Raw genomic sequence first — 13,711 nt, 5'->3', positions numbered from 1 at the left:
ATGGTCGGGGCGGCGGAGGTGCTCTCCCTGCTGGTGCGGCAGGCCGCGACGGTGGCCGTCGCCGAGTCGCTGACCGGCGGGCTCCTCGGGGCCAGGTTCACGTCGGTCTCCGGCGCGTCCAAGGCGTTCAGGGGCGGGGTGATCTCCTACGCCACCGATCTGAAGCACGCGCTGCTGGACGTCCCCGAGGATCTGCTGCGGCGTGAGGGGGCCGTGCACCCAGATGTGGCGGCGGCGATGGCCAGCGGGGTCGCACGGCTCTGTGAGGCCACGTACGGGCTCGCGGTGACCGGGGTCGCGGGGCCCGAGCCGCAGGACGGCAAGCCCGTGGGAACCGTCCATCTGGCCGTCAGCGGGCCTGGCGGGCAGATCTGGCGGAAACAGCTGAGCCTTGAGGGGTCGCGTGAACGTATCCGGGTAGAGACGGTGGACGAGGCGGTTGATCTCCTAGCAGGTGTGCTCAAGTCGAACACGAGGGAACATTCCGGGTGATTACTGTGTTACGTCCCCAGCGAACAAGCGATGCACGGTCTGACGCGGTGTCGGTGGATACGGGTACGGTGGAGCTGTGAGTGAGGTCCGTGAGCCATCCGCAAGCAGTCAGCGCCCGGCAGGCGGGCCTACTGAGTCACGTAACGAACCACGAGCGGCAGGCCAGGGGCTGCGAGCCCCGGTGATGACGGCGAGGAGTATGTACGAAGCGAAGAAGAAGGATGGGCGGCACGATCCGATCGCGCGAGGCGTGGTGAAAGCATCCGCGCCGGGGAGGGAGCGACAGATGATTCTGCTGCGTCAGCTGCTCGGCGATGTGCTGAGGCGGTTGCGAGTGCGGCAGGGACGCACACTTCGTGAGGTGTCCACGCTAGCCCGTGTCTCGCTCGGCTACCTGTCCGAGGTCGAGCGCGGTCAGAAGGAGGCGTCCTCCGAGCTGCTCTCGTCGATCTGTGGCGCTCTCGGGGTGCCGCTGTCGCAGGTGCTGCGTGAGGTCTCCGACCAGTTCGCGCTGGCCGAACTCCAGGCCGCGCCCGTGCTCGCCGACGTCCCCGAACACGAGCGGCTGCCCCTTGCCGAGTCGGTTTCCGGGTCGATCTCCGACTCGGTGTTCCCCGAAGTCAAGGACATGGTGGCTGCCTAACCAGGCTGGCAGCCGCCGCACCACAGGATCAGCCGTTCCTGTGACTGCGCCCCCATCTCCCCACGGCTGATGCGCGTGCCGCATCTGCGACAGGGCCTGCCCGCCCTGCCGTAGACCCACGTCTGGTTCGCCGGACGGCGGTCGCCTGTGGTCACCGTGCCCGCATGGCTCTTGTTCGCCTCCAGCAGCCGGTGCGCCAGCGTGACGAGCGCGCCCAGATCCTCGACGTCCCCCACCCGCCGCCACGGCCAGACGCCGCGCAGGAAGAGCGTCTCGGCTCGGTAGATCGTGCCGATCCCGGCCAGGTTGCGCTGGTCGAGCAGGGCCTCCCCGATCGTCTGGTCAGGCGCCTGGCGCAGCCGCCGCACGGCCTCGTCCGGATCCCAGTCAGGGCCCAGCAGGTCGGGCCCCAGATGCCCCACCAACTGCTGCTCCTCTGACGTCGCCACCACGTCCACCATCCCGAGCCTGACGCCCACGGCCTGCCACTGCCGGCAGGCCAGGATCAGCCGCACCTGGTCGCCGGGCGGTGGCCGCCGCCCGGCCGGCATGATCCGCCAGCTTCCGTCCATGCGTAGGTGCGTGTGCACGGTCACCCCGCCCTCGACCCTGGTGAGCAGGTGCTTGCCACGCGACACGGTCGTCAGGACCTCGCGCCCGCTCAGGTCGGTCGTGGCGTAGCGGGGGACGCGGAAGTCCGAGCGGGTCAGAACCTGGCCGTCCAGGGCCCCGCGCAGCCTCGCGGCCGTGCGGTGGACGGCGTCTCCCTCGGGCATGCCACCCAGTCTAGGAAGCGGTGTCCACCCACGCGTCGACCCACGCGTCGACCAGGGACGTCAGCTGGTCGAGGGCCTCCTCCGCCCTCGCGCGGCCGCCGGTGACGGGCACGTCGATCTGCCGGCGCAGGGCGCTGGTCGCGGGGCGTCGCCGGGTCAGTCCCAGGCGGCGGGGTCAGCGGCGAGTTGGCGGACGCGTTCGGGAAGCGAGCCGCTGGCCACCTGTTCGAGCGTGACCTCTTCCAGGATCGCCCGCTCGGTGGCCCGCAGCGCGATCCACACCTGCTGCAGGGACTCGGCGGGCCCCCGGTAGCCGACGTGTTCGGGCCGCTCGCCGCGGACGTTGGCCAGCGGGCCGTCGACCGCCCTGATCACGTCGGCGAGCGAGATCTCCCCGGCGGGCCTGGCCAGCACGTATCCCCCCTCGGGGCCGCGCTGGCCGCGTACGAGACCGGCCCGGCGCATCTGGAGCAGGATGTTCTCCAGGTACTTGGGCGGCATGTCCTGCTCCTTGGCGAGTTCGCCCACGGTGGTCGGGCCGGCACCTGCTGCGGCGAGTTCGGCGGCGGCACGGAGGGCGTAGTCGACACGAGCGGATAGGCGCATGTTGTCGATTATCCCTCCTGGTCAACACTGGTTAGTCGCGAGGTCGCCCGAACCGGCCGCCGGTCCGCGGTCTCCGGGTGCGTGAACAGCGTCCTCATCGACCGGGGGAAGCCACCCGGCTCCGAGATGATCATGAGATGTCCTCGTGTTCACCTGCGCTGATGAGCGCGGGTCAGAGCGCTAAACTTCCAACAACCTTTTCGATATGACGGTGGGATTCAGCGTGGAGCGACGCCCTGGTGTGCCCAGACTGCTCAGGGAGATCAACGACCGGGCCGCACTGGAGTTGCTCCTGGCCACCGGGCCCATGACCCGGGGCCAGATCGGCGACCTGACCGGGCTGTCCAAGGTCACCGCCTCGCAGACGCTGGCCAGGCTCGAGGAGCGCGGGCTGGTCGAGGTCGTCGGCGCGCAGGCCGGCGGGCGCGGCCCGAACGCGGCCCTCTACTCCGTGATCCCGTCCAGCGGGTATGTGGCGGGCCTGGAGGTGGGGCCCGAGCTGATCTCCACGGTGGTCGCCGACATCCACGGGCGCACGATCGCCGAGGTGAGCGTCGAACCCAACGGCCACGACGACCCGGTCGCGGTCGTCCACGGCGCGATCGTGAAGGCGTGCCGCAGCGCCAGGGTCGGCCTCGGCAAGCTGCGCGGCGTGGTCATCGGCACCCCCGGCGTGGTCGACCCGCGCAGCGGCGACGTGCGGTTCTCCTTCGACCTGCCCGGCTGGCACGAGGGCATCCACGAGGCGCTGGCGGGCGATCTCAAGCGCGAGGTGACGATCGAGAACGACGTGAACCTGGCCGCCATCGCCGAGCGCGCCGACGGGGCCGCCAAGGGGCTCGACGACTTCGTGCTGCTGTGGTCCAGCCGCGGCCTGGGCATGGCCGTGGTGCTCGGCGGCAAGCTGCACCGGGGGCGCTCGGGCAGCGCGGGCGAGATCGGCTACCTGCCCGTGCCCGGCGTTCCCTTGCCCGAAGACATCCGCACCCTGCCGGGGCGGCTGCCGTCGCTGGCGGGCGGCCTGCAGTCGCTGGTCAGCGCCGAGGCGGTGGCCGAGCTGGCGAGGGGGTACGGCTTCGCGGCCGAGAGCGCCGGGGAGTGCGTGCGGGTCGCGGTGGCGGCGGGAGCTGGGGGCGAGCCACTGCTGGACGAGATCGCCCACCGGCTGGCGCTGGGCGTCGCCTCGGTGTGCGTGATCCTCGACCCCGGCCTGGTGGTGCTGGGCGGGGAGGTGGGCCACGCGGGCGGCGACGCGCTGACGTCCCGGGTCGAGGAGGCCGTGGCCCGGATCTGCCCGGTCCGTCCCACGGTCGTCACGACCGCGGTCAGCGCCCCGAACCCGGTGCTGCGCGGCGCCGTCCTCGCCGCGCTGGAGCAGGCCAGGGAGGAACTTCTCAGGCAGTGAGAAGTTCGACGGCGGCCTGGGCGTTGGCCCTGGCCGCGCCGTACGTGGCGATGTAGGCGGCGCTGCCGGGACGCCACACGGGCAGCCCCATCTCGATGACCGTGGTGTCCGGACGCGCTGCCACCAGGGCCGAGACCAGGGCGCGCCCGGCCTCGTGCCGGTGCGCGTCCTTGACCACCACGACCAGCGACCGGTCCCTGGCCTTGGCCAGCAGGCCGGGCACGTCCGCGCCGGTGGGCTCGACCCGGAGGATCTCAGCGTCGGGCAGCCAGGGGCCGACCCCCCACGGCACGTCGCCGACGGCGATCGTCGGCGGTGTGTCCACCTCGATCACCACCGGCTCCACCAGCGGCGCCGGCGCTCCGGTGAGCCGGACGGCGCGGCGCGCGGCGTGCAGGCCGACCCCGTTCTGCTCGGCGGCGGTCCCGCCCGGCGCGCCGAACCACGCGCGCAGCGCCTCCAGCCTGGACGCGGCCTCCTCCAGCCGGGACAGCGGCAGGCGCCCGTCCCGCACCGCGGTCACGATCTCCGCGATGATGTGCCGCACGTCGTCGTAGGTCGGCTGCGGGCCCAGGCAGATCAGGTCGGTCCCGGCGGCCAGCGACAGCACGGCGCCCCCGGCGAGCCCCACGCCCTCGCTGATGGCGTGCATGTCGAGGGCGTCGCTGACCACCACGCCCTCGTAGCCGAGCTCGCCCTTGAGCAGCCCGGTCAGCGCCGCGCCGGACAGCGTGGCGGGCGTGTCGCCGGTCAGCGCGGGCACCGACACGTGCGCCGTCATGATCGACCTGGCTCCCGCCGCGATGGCGGCCCGAAACGGCGCCAACTCGCGCGAGCGCAGGACGTCCAGGGAGACGTCCACGACCGGGATGGCCAGGTGCGAGTCGACGCGGGTGGCCCCGTGACCGGGGAAGTGCTTGACGCAGGCGGCCACGTTCACCGACTGCAGGCCTGTCACCGCGGCGACCGTGTGCCTGGCGACCAGGTCCGGCTCGTCGCCGAACGACCTGGTGCCGATCACCGGGTTGTCGGCCTCGGTGTTGACGTCGGCGTCCGGCGCCATGTCCAGGTTGACGCCGCACGCGGCCAGCTCCGAGCCGATCGCCCGGTACACCCGGCGGGTCAGCTCGACGTCGTCCACCGCGCCGAGCGCGGCGTTGCCCGGGTACGGGCTGCCGACGTGGTAGGCCAGCCGCGTGACGTCGCCGCCCTCCTCGTCCAGCGAGACGACGGGCTCGCCCGCGCTCCTCAGCGAGGACGTGAGGGACCGCAACCGGTCCGGGTCGGCGACGTTGAACCCGAAGAGCGTCACGCCTCCCAGGCCCTGTTCCAGCTCGCGCAGCACCCACGCGGGCGCCTCGGTTCCCTGGAAGGCGACGAGCAGCGTGCCGGCCGCGAGGCGGCGCAGCCCCCGATCACTCTGACTCATGGCTCCTCATGTGACGTGCGTTCTCAGCCCTTCACGGCCCCGGCCACCAGGCCGGAGACCATGCGGCGCTGTACCAGCAGGAAGAAGATGACGACCGGGAGGGTCATCAGCGTGGAGCTGGCCATGATCGCGCCCCAGTCCGTGCCGCGCTGCCCGAAGAAGTACTGCAGGGCCACGGGCATGGTGTAACCGGACGAGTCGCTCATCAGGACCAGTGCGAAGATCAGCTCGTTCCAGGCGGTGATGAAGGAGAAGATGCTGGTCGCCACCAGGCCGGGCGCGACCAGCGGGAACAGCACCTTCCAGAACGTGGCGAAGCGCCCGGCGCCGTCGATCCACGCCGCCTCCTCCAGCGACCTCGGCACGGCGGCGACGAACGTGCGCAGCATCCAGATGCCGAACGGCAGCGTGAGGCCGACGTTGACGACGATCAGGCCGAGCAGCTGGTCGTACAGGCCGAGCCGCTTGACGCTGAGGAACAGCGGGATGAGCAGCGCCTCCGACGGGATCATCTGCACGATGAGCAGCAGGATCAGGAACGTGTTGCGCCCCTTGAACCTGAAGCGGGCCACCGCGGTGGCCGCCAGCAGCGAGAACACCGCTCCGACGAGCACCGTGCCGAGCGCCACGATCGCGCTGTTGCGCATGTACAGCCAGATCGAGTGCCCCGCCACGCCCTCGGTCAGCACCCGTTGCAGGTGCTCGAAGGTGAAGTGTGTGGGGAACGGGACGAAGCTGGTGGTGAAGATCTGGTCGTTGGCCTTGAAGGAGGTGGCGACCATCCAGTAGACGGGGAAGATCGCGAACAGGAACACCAGGACGCCTGCCGCGTTCAGCGCGATCCTGCCCAGCCGCCTGCGCGCGAGCGGGCTCATCACATGTCCTCCTGCTTGACCAGCTGCCGGACGTACACCGCGGTGACGACGAGCAGGATCACCGTCAGCACCATGGCGATGGCCGCGCCGGAGCCCATCTTGGGCGGCGGGCGGAACGCCTCGGCGTAGGAGTAAAGCGACAGGTTGAACGCCTCACGGTTGGCCGGGCCGCCCATGAGCACGTACAGCTGGCTGAAGACCTTGAAGTCCCAGATGATCGACAGCACGGTCAGCACGGCGAACACGGGCTTGAGCAGCGGGAAGGTGATCTTCCTGAACGTCCGCCAGGCGGACGCGCCGTCGACCTTGGCCGCCTCGTACAGCTCGGACGGAATGCCTCTCACACCCGCCAGGACGGACACCGCGATGAACGGGAAGCCGGCCCAGACGACCGTGATGATCAGCACCATGTAGATCGACCAGGCGTCGTTCAGCCACGGCTCACCGGTCCAGTCGGCCCGGCCGAAGAGCAGGTTCGACAGCCAGTCAGGCAGCAGGTTCAGCGCCCAGTTGACGATGCCCGCCTCGGCGTCGAACAGCCACTTCCAGATGATGCCCTGCGCGACCGGCGGCACCGCCCAGGCGAACATGATGCCGACGACCACGAACGCGGACATCTTCCTGCCCAGCTTGTTGAGCAGCAGTCCCACCGCGGTGCCGACGACCAGCGTCAGCGTCACCGCGACGACGGCGAAGACGACCGTGTTGCGCAGCGCGGACCAGAAGACCTCGTTGCTGAGGATCCGGTCGAAGTTCTCCCAGCCGACCCAGGTGGCCGGCTTCTTACCGCTGATCTGGACGAGCCCCACCTTCTGGAAGGCCATGACGGCCACCTGCACCAGCGGGTAGAGCAGGAGCGCGCCGATCACCAGCAGGCCGGGGACCAGCAGCACGTACGGGATGGACCAGTTCGGCAGCCCGCGGGCCTTGGCAGCCGGGCCGCCTCGGCGCCGCCCCGGGGTGGAGGAGCGGCCTCCACGCCGGGGGAGCGTTGACGTGTTCGTCATGAGGCTCAGGACGCGTTGAGGATGTCTTCGAGCTCCTTGTCGGCCTTGGCCAGGGCGTCGTCAGCCGACGACTTGCCCTCGATGACCGAGCGCGCCGCGTTCTGCAGCACCGCCTTGGTCTCGTTGGCCTCCGTCCACTGCGGGTCGGCGGGGAAGGCCTTGGCCTTGGCGAAGGCGGCCGCGAACGGGGCCTGCACCGGGTCGCTGGCGAGGGCCGCCAGAGCGTCGGGGTATACGGGCAGCAGGCCGCCCTCGGCGGCGTACTTGTCGCCCCACTCCTTGCCGGAGGCCAGCTTCACGAACTCCTTGGCCGCGTCCTTCTCCTTGGCGCTGCCCCACACGGCGATGTCGTTGCCGCCGAGGAAGGCCTGCGCCTGGCCGCCGTCCTTGGACGGGAGCGGGAAGAAGGCCAGCTTGTCGCCCTTGAGCTTGCCCTTGCTCTCCTCGTCGATGGCCGCCAGGTCCCACGACGCGGTGAGGTACATGCCGACCTTGTTGTTGGAGAAGCGGGTGCGGATGTCGATGGTGTTCTGGGTCAGCCGCGACTTGCTCGACAGGCCGTCGGTGACCAGCGAGGTGTACTGGGCGAAGCCGGCCTTGAAGGCGGGGTCGGTCAGCTTGCCGACCCACTTGTCGCCCTCCTTGACGGCGTAGTCGCCGCCCGCGGTCCAGGCCAGCGCGCCGAGCAGGTGGTTGGCGTCGGAGCCGCCGTTGAAGGCGAAGCCGTCGACGTCCTTGCCCTTCTTGGCCTGGATCTTCTTGGCCGCGGCGATGAGCTCGTCCCAGGTCTTCGGGACGTCGATCTTGAGCTCCTTGAACCAGTCGGCGCGGTAGAGCACCGCGCGGGTGCCGCCGCCCCACGGCACGGCGTAGGTCTCGCCGTCGATCGTCTCCAGGCCCATCAGGTTCTTGGGGATCTGGGTCTGGTCGCCCGCCGACACGATGTCGCTGATCGGCTCCAGGGCCTCCTGGCTCTGCCAGAGGGGCACCTGGTCGTTGCCGATCTCGGTGACGTCAGGGCCGGTGCCGCCCGCGGCGGCGGCCGTGAACTTGTCGTTCACCTGCGGCCACGGGATCCACTCGACCTTCACCTTGGCACCGGTCTGCTTCTCGAACTCGGCCACCAACTGGTCGGTGTACGCCTGCGCCTTGGGGTTGCTGTCGCCGAGGCGCCAGAAGGTCAGCTGCTTGCCCGCGTACTTGGGGCCGCTGGCCGAAGCGGAGGCCGCCGCGCTCGGCGACGACGCCGCGGGTGTCTCCGACGAGCCACACGCGGCCACGCCCAGAGCCAGAGCGGCCGTGGTGACCGTAGTGGCAGTGATCTTCGCGATCTTCACAGGTTCTCCCTTCCCGGGTGCCGGCCCACGGTCCCGCACCAGGCTGATCGTCAAGCCGAACGACTGCTGATAAACTAACAAGAAACTTTCTTAAAAGAAACGGACCGTTAGCCGATCGTGACGGAGGCGCCCTCGATGAGCCGAAGCCCGGGAACCCCCCGGCTCCTACGCCGGTTGAACGACCGCTCGGCACTCGAACTCCTCCTGGAGGACGGCCCGCTGACCAGGGCCGAGCTGGGAGAGCGGACCGGGCTCTCCAAGGTGACCGCGGGCCAGCTGCTGGCCCGCCTGGAGGAGCGAGGGCTGGTGGAGGTCGCCGGAGAGCGTGCGGGCGGCCGGGGCCCGCACGCCGCGCTCTACGCGGTGGTGCCCTCCAGCGCCTACGTCGCGGGGCTGGATGTGCTGCCCGAGAGCCTGACCGTGGGCGTGGCGGACATCACCGGCACGATGGTGACCGAGGTGACGGTCAACCTGTCCGACGGGCGCGAACCGGTCGCGGCGGTGCACTCAGCGGTGCGGCGGGCGTGCGAGTCGGCCGGCATCGACCGGTCGCGGCTGCGCTCGTTCGTCATCGGCACCAGGGGCGTGGTCGATCCGGCCAGCGGCGACGTGCGGTTCTCCTACGACCTGCCGGCCTGGCACTTCGGCGTGCTCGCCAGCCTCCGCGAGACGCTGGGCGTGCCGGTGACGATCGAGAACGACGTCAACCTGGTCGCGCTGGCCGAGAGCCGGCACGGCGCGGCGGTGGGGGTGGAGGACTTCGTGGTGCTCTGGGCGGGCGTGGGGCAGGGGGTCGGCGTGATGCTCGGCGGCCGGCTGCACCGGGGCACCAGCGGGGGAGCAGGCGAGATCGGCTGGCTGCCGGTGCCGGGCGAGCCGCTGCCCGCCGACGTCTCCCAGCCGCAGTCGGGCTCGTTCCAGCGTCTGGTCGGTCACGAGGCGCTGAGCGGGATCGCCGCCGCGCACGGGGTGCCCGGCGAGACGGTCGCCGATCAGGTGCGCACCGGCGGCGAGGCGTACCTGGACGAGATCGCGGGACGGCTGGCGCTGGGGGCCGCCGCCGTGACCGTCGTCCTCGACCCGGGGCTGATCGTGCTCAGCGGCGACATCGGCAGGGCGGGCGGGCCGCGGCTGGCGGCCAAGGTGGAGGAGGCCGTGGCCCGTGTCTGCCCGAGCCGTCCCACCGTCGTCGTGACCGGCGTGGCGGGCAACCCCATCCTGCGCGGCGCTCTCGTCGCGGCCCTGGACCAGGCCCGCGAGCAGGTCTTCTCCGACACGGTGTGATCGCGCGACATTCCGGGCTCTCCGGTACGGCGTGCGGCGTGCTCCGTGACCCATGAGCGCGGAGGGAGCCCGTGGTGTGTGAGAATTTCTGCCCATGTGGCAAGCGTCGAGCGACATCGTGCTGATCTCCGACCCGCGGGTGGCCGCGATTCCCGTGCGAGAGTGTGGGGAGCCGCTGGCCGACGTGCGCGGGCGGCTGCGGGTGGACTCCCGGATGGCCGACCGCGAGGGCGCGTACGCGCACCTGCGCGCGGGCCTGCTGGCCCGGCTGGAGCGGGCCGAGGGGCTGCTGCCCGACGGCTATCACCTGCTGGTCGTCGAGGGCTACCGGCCGATCGCGACCCAGCGCCGGATCTTCGAGGAGTACCGGACGGAGCTGCAAGCGACATTCCCCGAAATGTCGCCCGACGAGTCATATATCGCGGCCAGCCGTTACGTGTCCCCGGTCGAGGTCGCCCCCCACACCGCCGGAGCCGCCGTCGACCTGACCCTCTGCGCCCCCGACGGCACCGAGTACGACATGGGCACGCAGGTCAACGACAACCCCGAGGAGAGCGACGGCGCCTGCTACACCGCCGCGCCCAACATCTCCGCCGAGGCGCGCGAGAACCGCAAGATCCTCGCCGCCGCCCTCGAACCCGCCGGCCTGGCCAACTACCCCACCGAGTGGTGGCACTGGTCCTACGGCGACCGCTACTGGGCGCTCGCCACGGGGGCGCCCGCCGCACTGTACGGCCCCACCGAGCTGCCCTAGCCTCCGACGACCCTGGTGCCGCAGAGCCGGTCGTAAGGGGTCCGGCCAGAGCTCAGGAAGAGCGTGAGCCCGTACAGGCCGAGCAGCCCGTAGACGGCGACGGTCAGCGCCACGTCGCGCGGGCCGAACCCGCCCTTCGGCCAGGCGAGCTGGTCCCAGACCATGGTGTGGGCCACCTCCCACGGCAGGAGCACCTTGAACGCCGTCCGGGCGAGCGCCGTCGGCCTGCTCGGGCGGGCGCCCGAGAGGGTCTCCACCTTGAGGCCGAGCAGGCGCTTGCCGGGCGTCGCCTGCCGCGCGGACCACTCCCGCGAGGCCAGCCAGACCGTGGCGGGAACGGAGAGGAACGCCGCCGCGATCACCTGGGCGAGAATCCTGCTCCCGAGGCCGTCGACGGCGGGGATGACCGTGATGCCCGCGAGGTAGAGCGGCACAAAGACCGCCGCCACCACGCCCGCGTAGGCCATGACCAGGCCATAGTCGATCAGTGTGGCCGCCACTCTGCGCAGGGCCTTGGCCATGCTCGTCTCCAGGGTCGGGGGTCGCTGAAGGTACCGTACCGGCGCACATCGACTCTGCCCCGATCGGGGGTGATTGTGCGGAAATAGGGGCATATAACACGCGTGACTCCTCTTATCGGGATCGAGGAGGAGTACCTCGTCGTCGATCCCTGGACGCGCCACGTGGTTCCCCGGGCGGCAGAGGTGTTGGCCGCCGCGACAGACGTCCTCGATGTGACTCACGAGATCACCCGTTTCCAGGTGGAGGCACGCAGCGTGCCATCGGCCGACCTGAACGAGCTGGGAGTGCGGCTGCGCGCCACCCGCAAGGAGGTGGCCACGGCGGCCCGCTCGTGCGGGCTGGCCGTGGTCGCCAGCGGTATCCCCGTGCTCGGCGACGTCGTGCCCGCCCCGCTCAGTGACGATGCCCGATACGAGCAGGGCCGGGTCCTCTACCGGGCCTTACAGGACGAGATCAGCATCTGTGCCCTGCACGTCCACGTCGACGTGCCCGACGAGGAGCACGCCGTCTACGTGGGCAACCATCTGCGGCCCTGGCTGCCCACGCTGATCGCGCTGGCCGCCAACTCGCCGTTCTTCGTCGGCCGCGACACCGGGTACGCGTCCTGGCGGGTGATCTCCTGGGGGCGCTGGCCGGTCTCCGGCGCTCCTCCGTTCTTCCCGACGTTCGCCGACTACGAGCAGGCGCTGCACGCGCTGTCGCGCTCCGGCGCGCTGATGGATCCGAAGACCGTCTTCTGGGACACCCGTCCGTCGCCCACCCTGCCGACGGTCGAGGTGCGGGTGGCCGACGTCCCGCTGGACGTCAGCGACAGCCTCACCATCATCGGGCTGATCCGCGGCCTGGTGGTGACCGCGCTCGCCGACGTGGCCCGCGGCGACCGCGGCCAGCCGTACCCGTCGGAGGTGTTGCGCGCCGCCTACTGGCGCGCGGCCAGGGACGGCCTTCTCGGCGACGGCCTGGACGTCCGGGAGGGCACCCTGGTGCCCGCGCCCGTGATGGCCAGACGCCTGCTCGCCCACGTACGACAGGCCCTGGACGACTCCGGCGACCTGGCCTTCGTCGAGGAGGGCATGGACCGGCTGCTCAGGCGCGGCTCCGGCGCGGTACGCCAGCGCCAGGCGCACGCCCGCACCGGTCACCTGGCCGCCGTCGTCGACGACCTGATCGAGGCCACCGTCGCCTGAACGCGGGGGGCGGCTGTCACCGCAGCGCGAGCACCGCGGCGACGCCCAGCCCGAACGCCACCACCACGCCGCGCAGGACGGCGGGCGACATCAGCCGCGCCAGGCGGGTGCCGAGGAAGCCACCCACCAGGCTGGCGGGCGCCACCACCGCCACCGCCTCCCACCGCACCGGCCCGAACAGCGAGAACGCCACCACCGACACGCTGCTGACGACCAGCGACAGCGCGGCCCTGACGGCGTTGACCCGGTGCAGGTTATCGTGCAGGAACATTCCCAGCACGGCCAGCAGCAGCACGCCCATGCCGCCGTTGAAGTACGCGCCGTAACAGCCGCCGAGGAACGCCCCGGCGTGCACCCACCTGCTGGTCGGACGGTCGTCGTCGCCGCCGAAACGTCTGCGCAGCCACGGCTGGGCCAGCAGCGCCAGGCTGGCGAACGCCACCAGCCACGGCACCAGCGAGTCGAACAGCTTGCCCGGCGTGAGCAGCAGCAGCGCGCTGCCCACGATCGCGCCCAGCATGGCCGTGACCGACAGCAGCACCGTCCTTCGCCGCTGCCCGCGCAGCTCGGCCCGGTAGCCGAGGACGCCGCCGAGGTAGCCGGGCCACAGCGCCACGGCGTTCGTCACGGAGGCGGAGATGCTCGGCTGGCCGAGCGCCAGCAGCGCGGGGAAGGAGATCAGGGTGCCGCCGCCCGCCAGCGCGTTGACCGCGCCGGCGAGCAGCCCCGCCCCTGCCAGGAAGGCGATCTCGTTGAGCGGGCTCATCGGCCGACCGCGTAGCCCTGCGCGCCGCGCGGGTTGGCGGCGGCCTTCAGGAAGCCGCCGTCACGGGCGACCGCGCTGAGCCTGCCGAGCGTCCACGGACCCTGCACCTCCACCTGATGGCCGCGCCGCCGCAGCTCGGCCACGACCGCCGGATCCACCCGGTCCTCCACGTGCAGCACCCCCGGGCGGGAGCCGCGCGGGAAGAACGAGCTGGGGAAGTGCTCGGAGTGGAACATCGGCGCGTCGATGGCCTCCTGGAGGTTCAGGCCGCCGTGGACGAGTGCGAGGAAGAGGTTCACGCTCCACTGGTCCTGCTGGTCGCCGCCGGGGGTGCCGAACGCCAGCCACGGCCTGCCGTCCCTGAGCGCGAACGACGGCGACAGCGTGGTGCGCGGCCGGGCGCCGGGACGCAGCGAGGCGGGCAGCCCCTCCTGGAGCCAGAACATCTGCGCCCGCGTGCCCAGGCAGAAGCCCAGCTCGGGAATGGTGGGGGAGCTCTGCAGCCAGCCGCCGCTCGGGGTGGCCGACACCATATCGTTTTTCGATCTGCCCTGGCGGTTTGACAGACCGCCCACGATGCAAGTAACTAGTTAGTTGCAAACGTGGCGATTTCAGGGAGAGATCATGA

At 71.2% G+C, this 13,711-nt stretch carries 14 protein-coding genes and 1 pseudogene; 6 read left to right on the top strand and 9 right to left on the bottom strand.

The annotated features are described in order from the left end of the window. Positions 1–492 (top strand): nicotinamide-nucleotide amidohydrolase family protein, encoded by a 492-nt coding sequence (locus ABZ297_RS17790; RefSeq protein WP_355346685.1) that lies wholly within the window; start codon positions 1–3, stop codon positions 490–492. Positions 493–778: 286 nt separating this feature from the next. Next, the gene (locus ABZ297_RS17785) at positions 779–1,135 is read left to right on the top strand and encodes a helix-turn-helix transcriptional regulator (protein ID WP_355346682.1); all 357 of its coding nucleotides are present in this window, start codon (positions 779–781) and stop codon (positions 1,133–1,135) included. Here ABZ297_RS17785 and ABZ297_RS17780 read toward each other — a convergent pair. Together ABZ297_RS17780 and ABZ297_RS17775 are read right to left on the bottom strand one after the other, a co-directional pair. Next, complete coding sequence (locus ABZ297_RS17780) at positions 1,132–1,911, bottom strand: DNA-formamidopyrimidine glycosylase family protein (RefSeq protein WP_355346679.1); 780 nt, start codon at positions 1,909–1,911, stop codon at positions 1,132–1,134. The genes ABZ297_RS17785 and ABZ297_RS17780 overlap by 4 nt on opposite strands. A 156-nt stretch (positions 1,912–2,067) precedes the next feature. Continuing rightward, the gene (locus ABZ297_RS17775) at positions 2,068–2,517 is read right to left on the bottom strand and encodes an Rrf2 family transcriptional regulator (protein WP_355346676.1); all 450 of its coding nucleotides are present in this window, start codon (positions 2,515–2,517) and stop codon (positions 2,068–2,070) included. A 223-nt stretch (positions 2,518–2,740) separates the two neighbouring features. On the opposite strand from ABZ297_RS17775, the gene ABZ297_RS17770 reads away from it, so the two are divergent. Continuing rightward, positions 2,741–3,922 carry an ROK family transcriptional regulator gene (locus ABZ297_RS17770; RefSeq protein ID WP_355346826.1) on the top strand — a complete coding sequence of 394 codons (1,182 nt, stop codon included), beginning with the start codon at positions 2,741–2,743 and terminating at the stop codon, positions 3,920–3,922. Here the strand turns inward: ABZ297_RS17770 and ABZ297_RS17765 are convergent. Genes ABZ297_RS17765 through ABZ297_RS17750 form a run of 4 tightly spaced genes read right to left on the bottom strand, consistent with a single transcriptional unit; the run spans position 3,912 to position 8,570 of the window. After that, positions 3,912–5,351: a glycoside hydrolase family 3 protein gene (locus ABZ297_RS17765; protein WP_355346673.1), complete on the bottom strand. Its 1,440-nt coding sequence runs from the start codon at positions 5,349–5,351 to the stop codon at positions 3,912–3,914. The two genes, ABZ297_RS17770 and ABZ297_RS17765, sit on opposite strands and share 11 nt — an antisense overlap. 23 nt (positions 5,352–5,374) lie before the next feature. Continuing rightward, positions 5,375–6,226 (bottom strand): carbohydrate ABC transporter permease, encoded by an 852-nt coding sequence (locus ABZ297_RS17760; protein WP_355346670.1) that lies wholly within the window; start codon positions 6,224–6,226, stop codon positions 5,375–5,377. Continuing rightward, positions 6,226–7,233, bottom strand: a complete 1,008-nt coding sequence (locus ABZ297_RS17755) for a sugar ABC transporter permease (RefSeq protein ID WP_355346667.1) — start codon at positions 7,231–7,233, stop codon at positions 6,226–6,228. Before ABZ297_RS17755 ends, ABZ297_RS17760 begins: the two co-directional genes overlap by 1 nt. A gap of 5 nt (positions 7,234–7,238) precedes the next feature. Next, positions 7,239–8,570: an extracellular solute-binding protein gene (locus ABZ297_RS17750; protein ID WP_355346664.1), complete on the bottom strand. Its 1,332-nt coding sequence runs from the start codon at positions 8,568–8,570 to the stop codon at positions 7,239–7,241. Between the two features lie 135 nt (positions 8,571–8,705). Here ABZ297_RS17750 and ABZ297_RS17745 point away from each other — a divergent pair, with 135 nt between their 5' ends. Together ABZ297_RS17745 and ABZ297_RS17740 are read left to right on the top strand one after the other, a co-directional pair. Then, positions 8,706–9,854, top strand: coding sequence for an ROK family transcriptional regulator (locus tag ABZ297_RS17745; protein WP_355346661.1), 1,149 nt, complete (start codon positions 8,706–8,708; stop codon positions 9,852–9,854). Positions 9,855–9,948: 94 nt separating this feature from the next. Then, positions 9,949–10,608: a M15 family metallopeptidase gene (locus ABZ297_RS17740; RefSeq protein WP_355346659.1), complete on the top strand. Its 660-nt coding sequence runs from the start codon at positions 9,949–9,951 to the stop codon at positions 10,606–10,608. Here the strand turns inward: ABZ297_RS17740 and ABZ297_RS17735 are convergent. Further along, a complete protein-coding gene (locus tag ABZ297_RS17735; RefSeq protein ID WP_355346656.1) occupies positions 10,605–11,129 on the bottom strand; it encodes an RDD family protein in 525 nt (174 codons plus the stop codon). The two genes, ABZ297_RS17740 and ABZ297_RS17735, sit on opposite strands and share 4 nt — an antisense overlap. Before the next feature lie 102 nt (positions 11,130–11,231). On the opposite strand from ABZ297_RS17735, the gene ABZ297_RS17730 reads away from it, so the two are divergent. Continuing rightward, on the top strand, positions 11,232–12,317 hold the full coding sequence (locus ABZ297_RS17730; protein ID WP_355346653.1) for a glutamate--cysteine ligase: 1,086 nt from the start codon (positions 11,232–11,234) through the stop codon (positions 12,315–12,317). 16 nt (positions 12,318–12,333) lie between these two features. Here the strand turns inward: ABZ297_RS17730 and ABZ297_RS17725 are convergent, their stop codons facing one another. Next, positions 12,334–13,083: a sulfite exporter TauE/SafE family protein gene (locus ABZ297_RS17725; protein WP_355346650.1), complete on the bottom strand. Its 750-nt coding sequence runs from the start codon at positions 13,081–13,083 to the stop codon at positions 12,334–12,336. Further along, positions 13,080–13,619, bottom strand: a pseudogene (locus tag ABZ297_RS17720) (gamma-glutamyltransferase); the annotation flags it as partial. The gene ABZ297_RS17725 and the pseudogene ABZ297_RS17720, both read right to left, overlap by 4 nt. Between the last annotated feature and the right edge of the window lie 92 nt (positions 13,620–13,711).

Source organism: Nonomuraea sp. NPDC005983 (assembly GCF_040614375.1).
Lineage (GTDB): Bacteria > Actinomycetota > Actinomycetes > Streptosporangiales > Streptosporangiaceae > Nonomuraea.
Note: the sequence above shows the minus strand (reverse complement) of the source record. Positions and strands in the feature narration are given on the sequence as shown.

Bases quoted from the DNA above. Each gene is read 5' to 3' on its own strand.
- ABZ297_RS17790 (WP_355346685.1), top strand. From the start codon at position 1: ATGGTCGGGGCGGCGGAGGTGCTCTCCCTGCTGGTGCGGCAGGCCGCG.
- ABZ297_RS17785 (WP_355346682.1), top strand. From the start codon at position 779: ATGATTCTGCTGCGTCAGCTGCTCGGCGATGTGCTGAGGCGGTTGCGA.
- ABZ297_RS17780 (WP_355346679.1), bottom strand. From the start codon at position 1,911: ATGCCCGAGGGAGACGCCGTCCACCGCACGGCCGCGAGGCTGCGCGGG.
- ABZ297_RS17775 (WP_355346676.1), bottom strand. From the start codon at position 2,517: ATGCGCCTATCCGCTCGTGTCGACTACGCCCTCCGTGCCGCCGCCGAA.
- ABZ297_RS17765 (WP_355346673.1), bottom strand. From the start codon at position 5,351: ATGAGTCAGAGTGATCGGGGGCTGCGCCGCCTCGCGGCCGGCACGCTG.
- ABZ297_RS17760 (WP_355346670.1), bottom strand. From the start codon at position 6,226: ATGAGCCCGCTCGCGCGCAGGCGGCTGGGCAGGATCGCGCTGAACGCG.
- ABZ297_RS17755 (WP_355346667.1), bottom strand. From the start codon at position 7,233: ATGACGAACACGTCAACGCTCCCCCGGCGTGGAGGCCGCTCCTCCACC.
- ABZ297_RS17745 (WP_355346661.1), top strand. From the start codon at position 8,706: ATGAGCCGAAGCCCGGGAACCCCCCGGCTCCTACGCCGGTTGAACGAC.
- ABZ297_RS17740 (WP_355346659.1), top strand. From the start codon at position 9,949: ATGTGGCAAGCGTCGAGCGACATCGTGCTGATCTCCGACCCGCGGGTG.
- ABZ297_RS17735 (WP_355346656.1), bottom strand. From the start codon at position 11,129: ATGGCCAAGGCCCTGCGCAGAGTGGCGGCCACACTGATCGACTATGGC.
- ABZ297_RS17725 (WP_355346650.1), bottom strand. From the start codon at position 13,083: ATGAGCCCGCTCAACGAGATCGCCTTCCTGGCAGGGGCGGGGCTGCTC.